An 18104-nucleotide genomic window follows, 5' to 3' on the forward strand; every position below is an offset into this window, starting at 1 on the left:
ACGAGAACATTCAGGCTCCGCGCAGGCAGATAAAGATGCCGTACGTCGGTGCGGGGATGGTGTTTTCACTCGGCTGGAATCAATCCGTGCTACAGTGCACGTACTAAAGCAAAAAAATCTGTCTTCTTTTTTCCCGCAAGGGGTAGGGGTTCTGCCATGTCGCTCTTTCCGTATCGGTGTCCCCAATGCTTGTCATCCCACGCGGTGCGTGAATCGCATCCGCGCCTCTTTGACCTGCTTTCGCGTTTTCTTCTGCTGCGTCCCTATCGCTGCGAAAGCTGCCAGAGACGCTTTTATGCGTGGAAGAAGTAGAGCTAGAGATATGTTCAACAACCCGGAATCTGGGTGCCCCATATCTGGCGGCATTATCGCCAGATGTGGGAATGGCCACGACAATCGCTGCAAACCCACATCTCGGCTATGCCGAGATATGGGGCACCCGCACCCGATTCTCGTTACGAAATGACAAACAAAAGAGCAGTATTCCCGGCTTAGTTCCTCATTGCCGCCATATCGGGCACATCCTCATCAGCGAAGACGATGCGATTTCTGCCTTCATCCTTCGCACGATAGAGAGCGTCGTCAGCCAGATCGATCAGACGTTGCGCCGTGCTGCGTCCAAGCTCATACCAGCTCACTCCGATCGAGCAGGTGATATTGATGTAGTGTCCGCTGCAGCCAATCGGCTCCGCACAAAGCTCCGCATGCAGTTCAGGCAGGCGCGTGCTTGCTGTCAACCGGGTCAGACCGGGAAGCAGCATCATCATCTCTTCACCGCCATAGCGGCCCACTACGTCGTACGGGCGTGCCAGCGCACCCAGGCGCCGCGCATATTCACGCAGCACATAGTCACCTGCCGAGTGTCCCCAGGTATCGTTCACTCGCTTGAAGTGATCGATATCCAATAGAAGCAGAGCAAAGGTGGCGCCCTCGCGGCGGGCCCGCTCGACCTCCTGCTCCAGGTGCTCCATGATCGCGCCGCGATTGAGAAGCCCGGTCAGTGAGTCGTGTGTCGCCTGAATCTGCAGCTCCTGCCGCGCCTTGAGCAGCTCACGTTTCTCCTGCTCCAGCTCGCGTGTGCGTTCCTGCACAATCGCTTCCAGATGGCGCTGCCGCTGGACGAAGAAACGCACGCTCCAGCGCCACACCAGCAGGCATAGCAATAGCGGCGACAGGATATAGACCGCCCACATCGTCCGCGTCTTCCACCATGGCGGAAGAATGCGAAACTCAGCCGACGCCGTCTCGGACTTGCGTCCGGTTCCTTCATCCACCGCGACAACCTCAAGACGATACTTACCCGCCGGCAGTGCCGGATAACGCAGGTCGTGCTGCGGCGTATCCTGCCAGTCTTCTTCCAGACCTACCATGCGATAGCGGAAGGTGATCGAGCTCTCGCGCTGAAAGTCAGTGGAGACAAGATGCGCCGTCAAGGAGTCGCGGCCCCACGGGACTTCTCCTTCATGAAAGAGCGTCAGCGGCTTCTCGCCGATCTTCACCTCGGCAATCTGCGCCGTCAGCTGTTCCTGCGTGAAAAGGTGTTCCGGATGCACGAAGTGCGTCATGCCTCCGCTGGTGCCGATCCAGACCGTACCATCCTTATCTTCGTAGAAGCTGTTGCTGTTAATGTCGTTCCAAACCAGACCGTCTTCTACACCGCAGTGGCTCCATCGGCTGCCGTTGAAGAGGTAGAGGCCTTCTCCTGTCCCGGCCCAGATCCAGCCGCGGCTGTCGGTCTTTACCAGGAAGACTTTGGCATCGCCGCTGGCCCACGGTATCGGCTCCAGCAGCTCTGCCTTGTTGCCGCGCACGCGAAGATGCACAAGGTTGGGCTCGTTGCCTGAGATCCAGAAGGTGCCGTCGTTGCCAATGCTGAGCTGTGCAGAAAGCGTGGGATGGTATGCGGCCGGAAGCTCGATCTTTGTCCACGTCCCGCCCGTCAGCCGGAACAGGCCGCCCCCAGCAATAAACCAGAGAGCGTTGTGCTTGTCCTCCACACCGACATAGACCTGCCCTGATGGAGCTTCGTTGCCGGTGATCATCTGTACGCTCCGCGAAGGATTATCGGGCGCCACAACATAGAGTCCGTTCAGCGTGCAGATCCACATACGTCCCGAGCTGTCGCGAAGGATCTGGAAGACTCCTGTGAGCTGAGCCACCTTGTGTCCCTCGCCGGTAGCCGGATCGTAGTCAAAGACACTGCCGTCGTCGCTTCCTGTCCAGAAGTGTCCATCGGCTGCCATCGCAATCGACTGCACGCGGTGAAGCGGAATTCTGCTGGATGCGGCTCGCTGTCTGATCGATCGGCTTCCCGCTTCAATCATCTCGAGACCGCTCTCGGTTGCAACCCACATGCGGTCTCTGCGATCGCGGGCAAAGTTCCACACGATGTCCGATCGCAAGCCGTTCATCGTTGTCCAGTTCACGGTGTCGTCGTATCCAAGCCACCGCCCCAGACCTTTGCCGTTCCAGCCCACCCAGACGGAACCCTGCCGATCGACGAAGAGTGTATCGATCATGCGGACGGGGAGATCCTCGCCGCCTTGCAGCACGTTCCAGTTGCCGCCTTCCAGACGCGCCAGGCCCTCGCCCAGATTGATAAGGATGCGGCCCTGCTTGTCCTCGACGATTGCAGTTCCGCGCGCGGCAAGAGCTCCACTCGGCAGACTCAGTCCTGCAGGAACAAATGCTTTCGCATCACGGTCCAGCCGGTAGAGCGATGCCTCACTCCTTACCCACAGCCGGTGTTTGCTGTCTGCAAATGCCACGCGCCAGCGCTGCTGCGGCAGGTTCTCCGCGGCTCCGTAGATATGCAGTCCCGCCGCAGCCGAGAAAGAACAGATCTCGAATCCGCAACCGACCCAGAGGCGGTCGTCCTGGCCGGCGACAAACGTGATGTCCTTCAACTGCGGATGCTCACGGACAAGCTCAGGAGAAAATCCCGGAACAACGATCCATCCGGCGGAGCGCTGTTCTGCGACGTAAAGCGTTCTCCGGCTGACGAAGTAAAGCCGGCCATGCTCGCTGGGCAGCGCGGTCAGCGTTGCGTGCAGATCGAAGTCGAAACCGGCCGGCGGTTCGGGGATGGCATGCACCCCGGTACGATCCATCGTGTAGAGCCCGCGTAGCGTCGAGAACCAGACGCGGCCCTCATTGTCGCGAGCCGCGCCGGTAACGTACTGCTCGTCCGATGCGTTGAATACGATTCGTTTGAAGTCGGCTCCGTCGTACCGGTACACGCCTCCCTCGGTGCAGATGATCAGCGACCCCTCGGCATCCTGCACGATGTAGCGAACGCTTAAACTCTTCAGCCCCTCAGAGAGCCCGTAGGTGCGAAACGCAAAATGCTGCGCCGCCGCCATCGTGGCCAACACGCCCAAAAGGCATGCGCACAGTGCAGCGACGATAGATTTTCGCGTCATCCCGGGAACCCTTAAACGGCATATCGGCAGCCACCGGGAAAGATTGATCTGTGACGTAAAAATTGACTAGGACCGATTCAGTCCTATATTAATAGGACCAGATGAGTCTTATATAGACTGTCCTGCTCTGCCCTGGCGCAGAGGCAGGCAAACAAAGGAGTACAGTCTCGGTTTTCGTGTGTGGGCCGGTCTGGATCTGAACAGAACTAGAAAGGTAAGTCCATGCATCTAAACCGGTTTCTGACCAGGGCATACACCTGCGCCTTGTTGCTTCTTCTCTGCTCCGCCGCGATTGCGGAAGACAAGAGTACGACACCCGATACAACCGAGGATGAGAATCCGCCGGTCGCCTGCGCCCAGACGCCGGGCAGCCCTTCCCGAATCCTTTCAGGCGTCGTCACCGATCCCTCCGGCGCAGGTGTCGCCCACGCGCAGCTCACCCTAACCTGCGACAGCTTCCGGGTGACCGCCACGACCGATTCCGCCGGAACATACACACTCACCGCACCTGCCGGAAACTATCGCCTGCTGGTCGAAGCTGCGACCTTCGGCAATGCCAGCCAGGACGTCACGCTGACCGACGCCTCCACGGTCGTGAACCCGGTGGTGCGTCTTGGCCAGGTACATAGCGTGGTCACGGTCACGGGAGAGAACGAGTACTCGGTCTCGGTCGCCAGCGGCGGCACCAAGACCGACCTTCCGCTCAGCGAAGTCCCGCAAGCCATCACCGTCATCAATCGCGATCTGATGAACGCACAGAATGTCGTCAAGCTGGATGACGCGCTCAGGAATGTTGCCGGTGTGATGGCCGGCGGCTACTACGACGGCTGGGATTACTACCGCATCCGCGGCTTCGATGCCTCGTTCAACACCTACATCGATGGCCTGCGCGGCGGCAACGGCATGTCAGAAGAGACCTGGGGACTGGAGTCCGTCGAAGTGCTCAAAGGGCCATCGTCCGCTCTGTATGGACAGAGCGTTCTCGGCGGCCTGGTCAACATCGTTACCCGCAAGCCCATACCCGATCGCTTTGCGCATGTGCAGCTGACCGCCGGCTCCTTCAACTTCCTCGATCCTGCTATTGATGTAGGCGGATCACTGAACTCGTCGCGCACCGTGTACGGCCGGCTTGCAGCGCTGTATCACTCGGCGAATACGTTTGTGGACCACACTTATCGCCATCGCTACTACCTGGCTCCGTCGCTGACATGGCGTCCTACAGCGGCAACCTCGCTGACACTGATCGGCCGCGTGCAGCGCGACAACGGCCGCCAGGGCATGCCGCTGCCTGCAGTCGGCACCGTGCTTCCCAATCCCAACGGACTGCTTCCGATCAATGTCTACAACGGCGAGCTGGACGCGCACGCTAACCAGCTCGCGCAGGCTAACCAGCAGTTCGGCTACCAGTTCCGCCATACCTTCAGCGATCGCCTTTTGCTGCGGCAGAACTCCCGCTTCGCCTGGTATCAGCAGCATTGGAACCGCATCTACTATCCATCGTTCCTCGGCGCCGATCAGCGGACACTCTATCGCTATCCGCTGGACTGGGATGGGCCCTGGCAGACGCACGACATCGACACCAACATGGAAGCCAAAGGCAGCTTCTGGGGCATGGAGCACAGCGCTCTGCTCGGTGTGGACTTCTACCGCAACCCTGCAAACTCACGCGGCTGGTCCATCGACTTCAGCGACCTTTCGCAGTATGAGCCGCTGGATCTCTACGCCCCCAAATATGGAGCGAACCCTTATCGCGCACTGCAGCTCTACACCAGCAGCAATACGGTGACGCAGTATACCGGCATCTATCTGCAGGACCACATCCGTCTGCCGCGGCACGTCACCATCACCGGCGGTGGACGCGTGGACTTCGCTAAGAACGAATCGAAGGGATCGCCCAACCAGAACTCCACCGGCCTGACGCCGCGCCTTGGTGTCACCTGGCAGTTCATTCCATCCACATCGATCTACGGCAGCTTCAGCAAGAGCTTCATGCCGCAGTCGGGCATGGTCTATGACGGCAGCACCAGCGGACACTTCATCGCTCCGGAGCGCGGACAGCAGTGGGAGGGCGGTGCGAAGTCGACCTTCTTCGGTGGCCGCCTGCTCACCACGCTGGCCATCTTCCAGTTGAACCGCAACAACGTTGCCACCAGCGACCCCGCACACGCGAACTTCTATCTCGTCACCGGCCAGCAGCGCAGCCGCGGCGTCGAGCTGGAAGCGACCCTGCATCCGCTCGCGGGCTGGAACGTCACCTCTGCCTACTCCTATATCAATGCTGAGGTTACGCACGACACGACCCTGCCCGCGGGCACACCGACGCTGAACGCTCCAAAGCATCTGTTCAACCTCTGGACGACCTATGAGATTCCGCGCGGCAAGATTCGCGGACTCACCTTCGGCGCAGGCGGCCGCCACTTCACCAACCAGTCCGGAGATCTGGCTAACACCTTCCAGCTTCCCGGCTACGGCTTGGTTGATGCATCGATCAGCTATCGCCGCGGACCCGCGATGTGGCAGCTCAACGCGAACAACATCGGCAACAAGCGCTACTACAGCGGTTCGTACAACGACCTCTACGTCAAACCCGGCGAGCCCCGCGTCATTCGCGGCACCGTCTCGTGGAATTTCTAACGAACCGGGAATGTATCGAGCGAAGCTCGATCTGGTTTTACTTAAGGGCACCGCTTAAGCCACTGAGGTCAAAAATGCAGGTCGTTAGTTGTAGGGCAAAGCATTCGAAAGCACAGACGAAATGCGTACCTCAGCGGCTGAAGCCGCGTCTCTTTTTCCGTTGGTACGGGACGGCTGAAGCCGTCCCCTTAAGCAAGACAAAGCCCCTTTGGCGCTTGCCCTGCCGTCGGAGCTGGCTCGGGACAACTCAAGCAATGCGGCGAGTCTTGCTCATATATCTCCGTGAATTTTGTTCTGGAATGCGCGCTTATATCGAAGTATCGCTGTCCTGCAAATGAACTTGGTTCTCCGGCGTTGATGTATCGAGCGAAGCTCGATCTGGTCTTGCTTAAGGGCACGGCTTTAGCCGTGCCGAACAGGAGCAGAAAACAGGCGGCTTTAGCCGCTGAGGTCACAAATGCAAGTCGCTAGTTGCAACGAAAAACATCGAAAGCAAAAAGAAGATGTTGTAACTCAGCGGGATGATGCATTCGAGCGAAGCTCGATCTGGTCTTGCTTAAGGGCACGGCTTTAGCCGTGCCGAACAGGGAGCAGAAAACACGCGGCTTTAGCCGCTGAGGTCAAAATGCAAGTCGTTCGTTGTGGGGAACAACTTCGGAAGCAAGAAGATGGTGCCGTACCTCAGCGGCTGAAGCCGCGTCTCTTTTTCCGTTGGTACGCGACGGCTAAAGCCGTCCCCTTAAGCAAAACGGGGCGCCTTTGGCGCTTGTCCCAACCAGCAAAGCTGGCTGGGGGACATCTTCAGCAATACCAATACCGCTTGCTCACATATAGAGCCTCACCGAACTTCGTTCGCTGGAGTGAATCAACCAGGTGCGGCCTCAGATGATCGCTACGCTTCTTCACCATCCACGAAAGCTCTGGCTGCGCCGGGCGCTCTTCCAGGTGCATCTCTGGCTGGGCGTTCTGCTCTCGCTGTATGTCATCGTCATCGGCCTGAGCGGAGCGACGCTGGTCTTTCAGGATGAGATCCGCAAAGCCAGCATGCGGCATGTCTCCTTCGATAAGGACCACGTCGCACCCGTCAGTGCCGTCATCGCTACTGCGCAGCAATTCTTCCCCGCATGGCGGCTGACCTTTATCTCACCACCGCAGCCGCAGAACCCACGCTGGACGCTCTACTTCGAAGACACGCGCAAGAAAGACCACACCATCTTCGCGGATGCGGCCACAGGTGCTCCTTATCAAAGTCAGCGCAAGCTCTTCATCGACTACGTACTGGACCTGCACGTCAACCTGCTGATGGGCGAGACCGGCTTCATCCTGAACTGCTCGGCCGGCATCGGCCTGCTGGTGCTCGCCATCACCGGAGCCGTTCTGTGGTGGCCTGGCATCAAGCTGTGGACGCGCGGTCTCTTCGTCTCGCTTCGCCGTGGATGGAAGCGCATCAACTACGACGCGCATAACGCCATCGGCATATGGACGCTGTTGATTGTGAGCTGGTGGGGCGTCACCGCCGTCTACTTCCTCTTCCCTCTCAAGATCGCCGCTGTGGTGAATGTTGTCTCGCCGTTGATCGGGATGAAGCAGCCGCAAGCGCCGGAGCCTTCAGCAGGCACGTCAATTGCGAAGATGGAAGACATCCTCATCCATCAGCAGGAGGTCTCCCCCGGATACCTGACCGGCATCGGCCTGCCGGAGAAGCCCGGCGGCAATGTCACCCTCTATATTGACCGCCGTAGCCCCGGCGACTTCAGCCTGCGCGACATCGACACCTTCGACGGCCACACCGGCAAACTTCTTACCGTCTGGCACTACGGGGAGAACAAGTCTCTCGGTGACTGGTTCCTGTGGCTGATGTATCCGCTGCACTTCGGCACACTGTGGGGTCTTCCGGTAAAGATTCTGTGGTGTCTGCTGGGGCTTTGTCTGCCGGTACTGAGCATCACCGGTCTGCTGATGTACTGGAACCGGTATCTGCGAACACGCTGGCGGGCTTTGCTTTAAAAACCCCTACGAATTGCTGCAGATTCATCCAGGGATCGGCACGATATTTTCATCCCATATTGGCATTTGCCTGCCTGTCAGAGGCGTTGCAGGCTCCTCCGCTCACGCACTAACCCGAGGGGCTCGCCGTTGGGCCTCCCACCATACATCCCAAAATGGGACCACCCAGAGATTTTGCGCTTTGATCTCAAAAATCATTTTTTGGTTGCCTGCGATACTGATTTTGCCCAGGCGAGCACTCCTGGGCACTCCCTTAGAATGATGGCCCGCAAATGGGCTGTTTTGAGACTTTGCACCATGAGATCCTTGCTCCTGGCGTCTTTGCTTCTCTGTGTCGTCTATGTTGTACCCGCCTCCGCGACAGTCGCGGTTTCTTCTCCCATCAATAATTCGACCGTCAGCTCATCTGCCCGTGTAGCTGCCACAGCGACCACTCCGTGCGCGAAAGGCGTTGCGTCGATGGGCGTGTACGTCGATAACAGCCTGAGATATACAGTAGTGGGCATTAAACTCGACACCTCCGTGGCACTGACACCCGGATCTCATCTCATCGTGGTCACTGAATGGAATTACTGCGGCGGTTCGAGCACTGCTTCCATCAACGTGACCTACCCTCCGACCGCGGGCGTCACCGTCACCTCCCCCGCGAACAACAGCACCGTCGGAACCCCCGCGATGTTTGTGGCCAGCGCAACCACAAATTGCCCGACGGGCATCGCCGCCATCGGCGTCTATGCCAACGACAAGCTGCTCTATACGGCTGCGGGCTCCACCTTGAATGCGCCGATTACCCTTGGCCTGGGTCAGCAAAATACCGTCGTTCAGGAGTGGGACAACTGCGGCGGCTATACCAAAACGCCCGTCAAGGTTACAGTGACGGGTACAACGCTCAAGAACCTGCAGGCTGCCCCAGGATGGAATCAGTGGGGGCAATTGCCGCCCATTTATGACATCTGCGATGCTCCTTGTGCCGGAGTCACCTGGTCGATGAAGCAGCATCTGATCACACCATCGAAGAGCGGTAACGCCACCCAGTTCAATCTTGGCGGTACAGTTCCATACTCCGCCGTCCTCTTCTCCAATCCCGTACTTGGCCAGGGCAATAAGATGGGGCTTACGGACGACAGCCACACGCTGCTTCCGACACTCAACAACTTCATCTATGACGCAGATGTCTACATCACCAACTGGGACATTACGCAGTTACAAGAGTTCGACGTCAACATGTATGCCGCCGGGCTGGGGATGGAATGGGGAACGGAGTGCAATCACCTCAATGGCAACGTATGGGATTACTGGAATAACGTCGAGGCCAAATGGGTTCCGACGTCTATTCCATGCACCATGAAGACGGGCTGGAACCATGTCACGCTCCAGGTGCAAAGAAAGCCTAACAACGATCTCCTCTATCAGTCCGTAACCGTCAATGGAGTTGTATATCCCATGAACATCACAGTAGCTCCGAAAAAGATCCCTGTCGGCTGGTGGGGCATGACGATCAACTATCAGATTGGTGGGAACTACAAAATCGCAGCCAACACTACCTATATCGACAATCTGCACTTTACGTACTGGTAGCTCAGGGGAATTGCCGCCGCGCCAGATCACCGATTGTATTTCCGTAACGCGAGACTTCGAGGTTCGGGCAACGTCCTGAACCTCGAAGTCTTTTACCAACAAGCAGACCGCAAGCCAGGCGATGCTCTATGTGGTAGGGTGCATGATGCTGGAGGCGCCGCTCGAAACGACGACGGGATGTCGCTCGATGGCCGATTTTGCCTGCCGCCGGCGCTCCCGGAGTTTCCCAGTGGCGATCCGATGACAGCGCAGGCAAAGTGTGCGGATATTGTCGAGGTCGCATTCGCCCCCGCCCTCGCTCACCGGCAGAATATGGTCAGCATCCCAAAGACTCTTACGAGAGCGGGTGCGAAGCCCCCAGTGCTGCAACAGCTCCTGCCGGCGGCTTCCGCGCGAGTACCGGAGAGTCCGGGCAGCAGCGATAGTATCTACCTCGCATCGCGCACAGATGCCTTTGTCTCTCAGAAAAACCTGCTCCCGCAGATAGCCAGGCTGCGATCGCAACTTCCATTCATGCACGCAGAACTCCGAACAGAACGTGAAGCGTCCGCGAGGGACTTCTAAATTGCACCAGCGGCACAGACCGCGACCATTCGCGCCTTTGGGTACCGATTTTCGGTCGACCCAACCTCCAACCATGATGCGTGCGGTGCTCATCTCGTATGACTATTTTCGCCCAACAAGACCGGAATCCCATATGAGAGAAAGGTGCTGGAATCATGAATGACATCGATGGTTGATTACCCCGGACAAACTTAAAAGCCAACACTCCGGGTGCCCCACATACGCGCCGCGAGCCCTGGCCAGCTTCGCTGGCTGGGTGCAAGCTTATGTGGGAGATTCGAGCTATGCTCGAACCGGGTGGGAGCCGTGGGCTTCAGCCTAATGTCTATCGGCTCAATATAGAAATGGGCTTTAGCCCTGGGCCTTTTCCTGACGGGTTGACAAAGGCCCAGGGCTAAAGCCCATTTACTTCTACGTCTTATCAGCGGGCTGAAGCCCGCTGCTCCCACCCGTCTGCCGTTCTTCGCTATGAAACTCTTGCTACCTTCAACAACCCACTAACATAAGCAGGCGTAAGCGGAATTCGCCTGGGATGAATGCCTGTAGCGTCGTGGAAGGCCGCCGCTACGGCGGCTGGGCACACCGCATTTGCAGCCTCGGAACCGCCGCCATAGCCTTTGTCATCGCGAGAGATCTGCACGGTCTTGATCTCCGGCATCTCGGCCATGGTCAGGATCTTGTAGCTGCTCCAGTTGGTGCTGGTGATCTTGCCGGTGTCGAAGGTGACCTCTTCTTTCAGGGCTTCACTGATACCCATGACAACACCGCTGAGCATGCAGCGTTCGAGCTGGCGAGGATTGATGATCTTGCCCGGTTCTGCGCCGATGGTGAACCGCGTCACCTGGATCACTCCCGTCGATGGCGTAACGATGATCTCTGCGATACCGACCCAGTAGCCGTTCTGACGCATCATCAGGCACATTCCCCGCCCATACAGTTCCTTCCCATCTTTACTGCGGACCTTGGGATTGGGTGACGGCCGCGGTTGCCATTCCGCTGCCTTCGCCGTGGCCTGTACGAGTTCGATAAGACGCTGGTCAGATGTGAGGGAGAGACGAAACGCGATCGGATCTAGGCCCGCCGACGCAGCCGCCTCATTGAGAAGCGCTTCAATGGCGAAGTTCTGCTGTCGCTGTCCGGGAGTGCGCATGATGAGTCCGCGCATGCCGACGCCGCTCGGTGCATCGCTGCCAAGGTTAGGCGTGCCGTAGACCTCTTCCCGGCGATGCGGAATGCCATCATAGGGCCACTCGGTCGCAATCCAATAACCCGGCTTCGGATCGCTGGTGGGCATGCCGGCAAGGATCGCTCCAACGATGCGTGCGTCGTTCGATTGCGTTGAATAGAACGAGCTTTTGAGAGCGGTGATCCGGTTGTTCGCATCGAGGCCACAGGTGATCTCTTCCACCCAGCCGGGAGAGCTGGCGGACCAGGCGAAGTCGTCCTGCAACATCCATTGCACACACACCGGCCGTTGCAGCATCTGGGAGAGGATCGCTGCGTCACCTTCGGCGCCGTCTCCGCCGAAGGTCGTGCGGCCGAACTGCGCGGCATGATCGAGCCAGCGCACCACGACCTTATCGACGGTGGTTGAAAGCGTATTGGCGATCTGCGCGCGCAGCCCCTGGACATTGGCTGAGTGGGACCATACGATCGCCGAGCCGTCCGTATGAACGTCGGCCACGGCTACGAAAGGGCCGATGGGGGCATGTTTGATAAAGGGCTGCTCGTAGGTGGCGGAGACCTGCTTTACGGATGTGCTGAGTGCGGCTGCTGTCTCCTCAATGCTGCCTTTCGCTTCCGAGGGAGCCTTCCATGGATAACTGCGCAGAAAGGCGGTGAGCTTGTCACTGCCAGGCAGGCCTGCCCACTCTGTCCACTTCGTCGCAGAGGCAACAGCGCGCGAGGCCCGGACGGCCTCCCACTCATTGGGCGAGACCACGGCAACCAGGTTCTTCTTCACGACAACCTGTGCACTGGGGAACTTCGTCTTGTCGAGCGTGCCTGCCGCGATCAGCGTCGAGCCCAGCGTTGGAGGACGCACGACGCGTGCATGCAGCATGTTCGGCAGTGTGACATCGCACGTCCACTGCGTGCGGCCGGTCACCTTGTCGGGGATGCCGGGCATCGGGTAGGAGCTCCCTACGACCCCATACCCGCTCAACGGCCGCATCGGCGGATTGCCCAGCACGACAAGTCCGTCGAGCCCGGAGAGACCGTTCCACGCCTTCGGATCGACGCGAGCGGCTTCGCCGGAGACAGGGATGGTGAGATCGAGTTGCTGATTGCGGACAAGCTCGGCATAGCTGATCGTTCGCCCATCGCCGGAGACGACACCATCGCTAACCGTAAGTAGATCCGCGGACAGATTCAGCTTCTTCGATGCCAGGCTCAACAGCGCCTGATAGGTATAGGCAGCCACTTTGCGGAGATTCTCGGCTCCGGTAAGAAAGCCGGCGGAATAACCACCGTCGGGCGTACGGTCGGTATCGCCCATGATGAGGGAGATGGTTTCGGGCCGGATGCAGAGCTCCTCGGCGACGATCTGCGTATAGAAACCGCTCATGCCGGTGCCGATCTCAGCGCGCCCGGTGCGCACGATGACTTTGCCGTCATCGTGCAGCTCAAGCCAGGAGGTGACCGGCATCTCGCGCTGCGATACAGCCTGCGATGCTTGTGCCGTAAGTCGCGGCGTTGCCAGGGAGACGAACAGTGCGCCTCCGGTCTTGAGAAAACCGCGACGGGTAAGCTGCGGCAGAAACTCTTGAGAGGACGCGGGGCTCGAAGCCGGAAGCATGATCTTCATGCGGGCCTCCCGTTTGACGTCATCACCGTCGAGGCTCGCTGCACCGCGCGAATGATCGCGGCATAGGTTCCGCAACGGCAGAGGTGTGGCGATGGAGGCTTGTTCGTGTACGCATCCTTGATCTGGGCCACGCTCGGCGTGGGATGCGTAGCCAGCAGCTCAACGGCAGCAATCATCATGCCACTCTGACAATAACCGCACTGCGGAACCTGTTCGTCGATCCAGGCCTGCTGCACCGGGTGAAGCGTCTCCGCATCGGCGGCCGCGCCTTTACTCTGCGCCCAGAGAGCAGGAAGCCCTTCGATGGTGACGATCTTCTTTCCGGCCGTGGCAGACACAGGCGTGATGCAGGAGCGGACCTCTGTCCCGTCGACCAGAACAGCGCAGGCGCCGCATTGCGCCATGCCGCAGCCGTAACGCGGACCGGTACAACGCAGCTCATTCCGAAGCACATAAAGCAGGGGCGTCTCCGCCGTGGCGTGGACGGGATGCTCCCGTCCGTTGACGTTGAGGATGAGCTGATCTGCCATGGGTGAGGCTCCTTCAGGGCCGTATTCAAACCCGGCCGCCGATAAGAACTACATTGTGATACTAATCAAAACACCCTGTCAAACCAATGATTCTGGGTGCCCCATATCTGGGGTCCCCAACGAGCTTGTTCGTTGGGGTGGTATCTCGGCACAGCCGAGATGTGGGCTTTGCAGGAATACTGTCTAGCTCCTGAATAAAGAAACCCACATCTGGCGATAAAACTGCCAGATATGGGGCACCCAAACTGTGGGCAGCATGCCACTCTGTTGCGTCTCAGACGCAGATTCGATAGGTTTGTCCCATTACAACAATTTGAAAATCGTCCCGCGACAGCATGCCGGCTGGACTTGCAGGGGATTTCTCCAGCTTCTGTCCCTCGGATTCCTTTTTGTCCGCTTAAAAGCATTTTCCCTGTTGCCGGGTATCCCGGAAGGGGCGTGCAGCGGCGTTTTCATTGCGGAAAACGCCCATAGATGTGAATGCCCTGGTCTAGACCTACAGGGAAAACGCTTAATCAGATTTCTCTTCGAAAGCGAGAAGCTCCATGAATCTGTATCGCATCACGCAGGCCGCCGCCCTGGCCGCGGCGCTGCTGGTTATTCCGCCCGCAGCCGCGCAGGAACAAGCAGGTGACAAGGTTGATCTGGACGTCCTGGCACAGATCAAGCACGAGGCCTTCCAAAACTCGCAGGTGATGGAAAACCTCTACTACATCTCCGAGGTGTACGGCCCGCGCGTCAACAACAGCCGCAATCATCGCGCAGCCGCCGAGTGGGCCATGCAGCAGATGAAGGCGTGGGGACTGAAGAATGTCCACATGGAAGCATGGGGTCCCTTCGGCTATGGCTGGCAGATCAAGAAGTACTATGGCGCGCTGGAGTCTCCGGCCTATGCCGCGCTGACCGGCTTTCCGCTGGCATGGACACCTGGCACCGATGGTCCCATTACCGCCGATGCGGTATGGGCTCCCATTCATTCGAAGGACGACTTCGCCAAGTACAAGGGCAAGCTGAAGGGCAAGATCGTACTGATCTTCGATCCGCCTCAGCTCAAGCTGCACTCCACAGCAGAAGCGGCGCCGAGCCCGACCGATGAGGAGGTCGAGACACGCGCCAAGACGCCTCCGACTGGGCCTCGCGGTGGCGGCGGCCGCGGACGCGGCGGTGAGGGAGAGTGGGATTACACGCCGACCTCTCTTGCCTTGTCAGGACCGAAGGGCCACACTCTTCGCAACGAGGTCAACGCCTTCCTCAAAGAAGAGGGCGCGGCTGTCGTGCTGACACCGGGCTACAACGGCGATGGCGGCACGGTCTTCTCAACCTACGGCGGATCCGAAGATCCGAAGGACCCAGTCCCGCCGCCGATGGTGGCGGTTACGCCTGAACAGTACAACCGCGTCGTGCGCCTGCTGCAGCATGGCACCACACCGAAGCTGACCTTCGACATCCAGGTCGACTATCAGAAGACGGACCAGATGGCCTTCAACGTCGTCGGCGAGATTCCGGGTACAACCAAGGCCGACGAAGTAGTGATGGTGGGCGGCCACTTCGATAGCTGGCAGGGCGGTACCGGCGCTACTGACAACGGCACCGGCTCGTCGGTTGCACTGGAAGCGGTACGCATCCTGGCCACGATGCATAAGCCCATGGCGCGCACGGTCCGCGTTGCCCTGTGGGGCGGCGAGGAAGAGGGTCTCTACGGCTCCATCGCTTATGTGCAGCAGCACTTCGCACAGCGCGAGACCATGAAGAAGACACCGGAGTACGACAAGCTGGACGTCTACTTCAACGACGACTCTGGCTCGGGCCGCTTCCGCGCCGTGTCGGCGCTGGGTAATCCGCAGCTTGCGACGATCTTCAAGTCCTGGATTGAGCCCATCAAGGATCAGCACATTGTTGCCGTGACCGGCGGTACTGAGTTCAGGCCCACGGCACAACCCGGCGGCACTGATTCCACCAGCTTCTCGTGGATCGGGTTGAACGGCATCGGCTTCCAGCAGGACTCGCTGGAGTACGGCACCCGCACCCACCACTCCAACGCAGATCTCTATGACCGCGTACAGAAAGACGATGTGATGCAGGGCTCCCTGGTCGAAGCCTGGTTTGCCTACAACGCAGCCACCCGCGCGGAGATGCTGCCCCGCATCCCAACACCGGAACCGCTGAAGAAGTAACCGAAGTAGAAAAGCGAAGGGTGAGGCGAAGCCTCACCCTTTTGTTATTGCAGTCGGTGTATTAGCGCTGAAGGCGCGTTCTATACCAGCCTGGGGCAACGCCCCAGGTACAGCGCGCACAAGATGTTAAAGGGCTGAAGGCCCGCTCTATATTTCTTCGAAATGGGTGGGAGCAGCGGGCTTCAGCCCGCTGATAAAAGCGTAAAAATAAATGGGCTTTTAGCCCTGGCCTTTTGCTTATGGAAACAGAAGGCCCAGGGCTAAAGCCCATTCCTTCTAGAGCTAACAACGGTGGGCTGAAGCCCACCGCTCCCACCGGTTTGAGCTTCGCTCGAATGTCCCACTCACGCTTCGCGTGACCACCCCAACGAACACGTTCGTTGGGACCCCGTGAATGGGGCACCCGGTGTATGGGTTCCAAATCTGTCGATGAGCCTATTCAATGGACACCCCTATGACTAGAGGTCACCGTTACTGGCGGTTCTGTCCGCTTCGGCCCGAACGTCATAGAAGACATCATGGAGCATCTCACCGTTTTCTGGATTGACCACGGTCCGGCTCCCTTTCGCGTCCATCGCAACCAGCCGGAATGAGCCCTCGTACGATCCGATTCCGTCCAGCACGTTAAGGAACGTAACGGCGGAGAGTTCGGCGCATTCCTGCAAGAGTTCTTTCACAAACTCGCGGCCATTGTCGTCGAGATCATGGAACCAGCGTGCCCGACGCTCTTCAATCTCTGCTCGAGCATGCAGAGACACGCCTACGCTTTTGTCGACCTCAGAGGTCCAGGCCTCCATCGGGATGGTAGGTTTCGGCTGCAGCAGTTGCTTCAGTATTTGCTTGTACGGATAGTCAATCGCGTCGCGCTGTATGACTTCAATAAACTCACGTGCATCCATCGTCAAAATCCCTTAGCGTAATTACCGTTTTGCAGCATTCGAGAGTCTCGCCACACCTACCCAGGTAGCCCATCCCATCCGCGTCTATCCCGAACTTTACACATCCGTTCCCAGATGTCGTCGTTCATCCTGTTCTTCCATACTCCACCTAACATACGCGCGAAAGTCGGATCCGCTTTGGCTTGCCGTTCGACATTCTCAATAAACAGAGGTCCATGCTTCACCAGCAGGTCCTCCATTGGCCCGGCTGAAAGGTTCTCCATGATCGTGTTGGATCGATCTCTCGCCAGCACCGCAAGAATCAATCCCCAGAGGGTGTCCGGCTCGCCGTCAACCAAATCGAACGCCATTTGGACGGCATACCAGGTCTCTTCTCGCTCAGACGAACCTTTTGCTGCGACTTGGTAGCGTATCCAATCCTGGGCGAGTGTGTTGAGCTCCTCAGGGAACATGCCGTCAGCATAACGCGCTTCATTCACATCGGTCTCGGCAAATGTGCGACCAACTTTATGCGCAGTCCTCATTTTGCAGTATTCCAGATCCCTCGTAGAATTCTGCCGGAGTAGACATGCGCCTCTACGTTGCGTTTCAGCTTGGCATCTCCGCCTGCCTGGTTTTAGGGCCAGGCCCAATCCTGTCGCAGGATAGCTCTCAATCACTGGACGAGATCCTGAACAGAGCCCAGGCGAACATTGAGAGTTATCGCACCTCCGTGCCCAATGTGTACTGCACGGAACACGCAATTGCCAACCGAAAAATCCCGAACTCTTCCCCAGTATCCGGAGGGGCTGCTCCTGGAGGCTCAACCCCAGCCCCTCGCGAAGCCACCATCGAAGACTCCTCAGAGAGCTCGGCCATATTCCGGCTGAAACGACTGCCGGAACCTTCTGACAAAGGCATCTTTGAGGAGTCGCGCATCTCCCAGCACGTTACCTACACCTCAGACGCTCCTGGATACGAACAGTTCGGAATCCCGGCGCTTCTTTATGGAGTATTCAGCAATGGCCTGAACATCCTGTCGCCTGAAGGCAGACAGTGTTTCTCGTTTAATCTTCGCAAGGTAAAGCAAGGCAAGCCCATTGTGGTCGAGTTCGCTGATCTGCCATCCGATCAACGAGCCGCGGCTTGCCTTGCCTTCCAGGACGGAAAAGGCACCATCCAGATCGATCCAGAGAGCATGCACGTCACCCAGATAGAGAGAAACGTTCCTCATCACCTGCTTGTCGGCAACATCAAAGGAGACTGGACATGGAAAGAAAAGTACTCTCCAGTCACTCTTATGGGGAAAACCTTCTGGCTGCCCAGTTCGATTACATCGCGAAGCGTCTCAGCAGACCAGAGGAGCATTTGGACCTTCGATGCCACGTATAAGGACTACCACCTCTTCTATTCCACGACCCGCATTCTGCCTGACCAGCCATGAGCCGTAAGTCAGACACTGCCTCCGTTGCCAGGAGGCTGCAAGGGCAAAGGAAGCTGCTGCGCTCTCG

The 18104-nt window shown here is 58.4% G+C and carries 11 protein-coding genes; 5 read left to right on the top strand and 6 right to left on the bottom strand.

Going from position 1 to position 18104, the window contains the following annotated elements; translation table 11 throughout:
* Positions 1-491 precede the first annotated feature (491 nt).
* Positions 492-3422 carry a ligand-binding sensor domain-containing diguanylate cyclase gene (locus FTW19_RS22280; RefSeq protein WP_147649782.1) on the bottom strand — a complete coding sequence of 977 codons (2931 nt, stop codon included), beginning with the start codon at positions 3420-3422 and terminating at the stop codon, positions 492-494.
* Positions 3423-3644: 222 nt separating this feature from the next.
* Here FTW19_RS22280 and FTW19_RS22285 point away from each other — a divergent pair, with 222 nt between their 5' ends.
* The 3 genes from FTW19_RS22285 (at position 3645) to FTW19_RS22295 (ending at position 9641) form a co-directional block, all read left to right on the top strand.
* Positions 3645-6056: a TonB-dependent siderophore receptor gene (locus FTW19_RS22285; RefSeq protein WP_147649783.1), complete on the top strand. Its 2412-nt coding sequence runs from the start codon at positions 3645-3647 to the stop codon at positions 6054-6056.
* A gap of 885 nt (positions 6057-6941) precedes the next feature.
* The gene (locus FTW19_RS22290; RefSeq protein ID WP_147649784.1) at positions 6942-8063 is read left to right on the top strand and encodes a PepSY-associated TM helix domain-containing protein; all 1122 of its coding nucleotides are present in this window, start codon (positions 6942-6944) and stop codon (positions 8061-8063) included.
* A 297-nt stretch (positions 8064-8360) separates the two neighbouring features.
* On the top strand, positions 8361-9641 hold the full coding sequence (locus tag FTW19_RS22295; protein WP_147649785.1) for an Ig-like domain-containing protein: 1281 nt from the start codon (positions 8361-8363) through the stop codon (positions 9639-9641).
* 126 nt (positions 9642-9767) lie between these two features.
* Here FTW19_RS22295 and FTW19_RS22300 read toward each other — a convergent pair whose 3' ends face one another.
* The 3 genes from FTW19_RS22300 to FTW19_RS22310 form a co-directional block, all read right to left on the bottom strand.
* A complete protein-coding gene (locus FTW19_RS22300) occupies positions 9768-10298 on the bottom strand; it encodes an HNH endonuclease (protein WP_147649786.1) in 531 nt (176 codons plus the stop codon).
* A gap of 373 nt (positions 10299-10671) precedes the next feature.
* Positions 10672-13011 carry a molybdopterin cofactor-binding domain-containing protein gene (locus tag FTW19_RS22305; RefSeq protein ID WP_147649787.1) on the bottom strand — a complete coding sequence of 780 codons (2340 nt, stop codon included), beginning with the start codon at positions 13009-13011 and terminating at the stop codon, positions 10672-10674.
* Entirely contained in the window at positions 13008-13541 is a 534-nt protein-coding gene (locus FTW19_RS22310; RefSeq protein WP_147649788.1) for a (2Fe-2S)-binding protein, read from the bottom strand. Before FTW19_RS22310 ends, FTW19_RS22305 begins: the two co-directional genes overlap by 4 nt.
* A gap of 545 nt (positions 13542-14086) precedes the next feature.
* Here FTW19_RS22310 and FTW19_RS22315 point away from each other — a divergent pair.
* Positions 14087-15715 carry a M28 family peptidase gene (locus FTW19_RS22315; RefSeq protein WP_147649789.1) on the top strand — a complete coding sequence of 543 codons (1629 nt, stop codon included), beginning with the start codon at positions 14087-14089 and terminating at the stop codon, positions 15713-15715.
* 458 nt (positions 15716-16173) lie between these two features.
* Here FTW19_RS22315 and FTW19_RS22320 read toward each other — a convergent pair whose 3' ends face one another.
* Both FTW19_RS22320 and FTW19_RS22325 read right to left on the bottom strand, forming a co-directional pair.
* Positions 16174-16614, bottom strand: coding sequence for a hypothetical protein (locus FTW19_RS22320; protein WP_147649790.1), 441 nt, complete (start codon positions 16612-16614; stop codon positions 16174-16176).
* Positions 16615-16670: 56 nt separating this feature from the next.
* Positions 16671-17138: a DUF6869 domain-containing protein gene (locus tag FTW19_RS22325; RefSeq protein WP_147649791.1), complete on the bottom strand. Its 468-nt coding sequence runs from the start codon at positions 17136-17138 to the stop codon at positions 16671-16673.
* A 44-nt stretch (positions 17139-17182) separates the two neighbouring features.
* Here FTW19_RS22325 and FTW19_RS22330 point away from each other — a divergent pair, with 44 nt between their 5' ends.
* Entirely contained in the window at positions 17183-18037 is an 855-nt protein-coding gene (locus tag FTW19_RS22330; RefSeq protein ID WP_147649792.1) for a hypothetical protein, read from the top strand.
* Positions 18038-18104: the final 67 nt, after the last annotated feature.

This window comes from Terriglobus albidus (genome assembly GCF_008000815.1).
In the GTDB taxonomy this organism is placed as follows: domain Bacteria; phylum Acidobacteriota; class Terriglobia; order Terriglobales; family Acidobacteriaceae; genus Terriglobus; species Terriglobus albidus_A.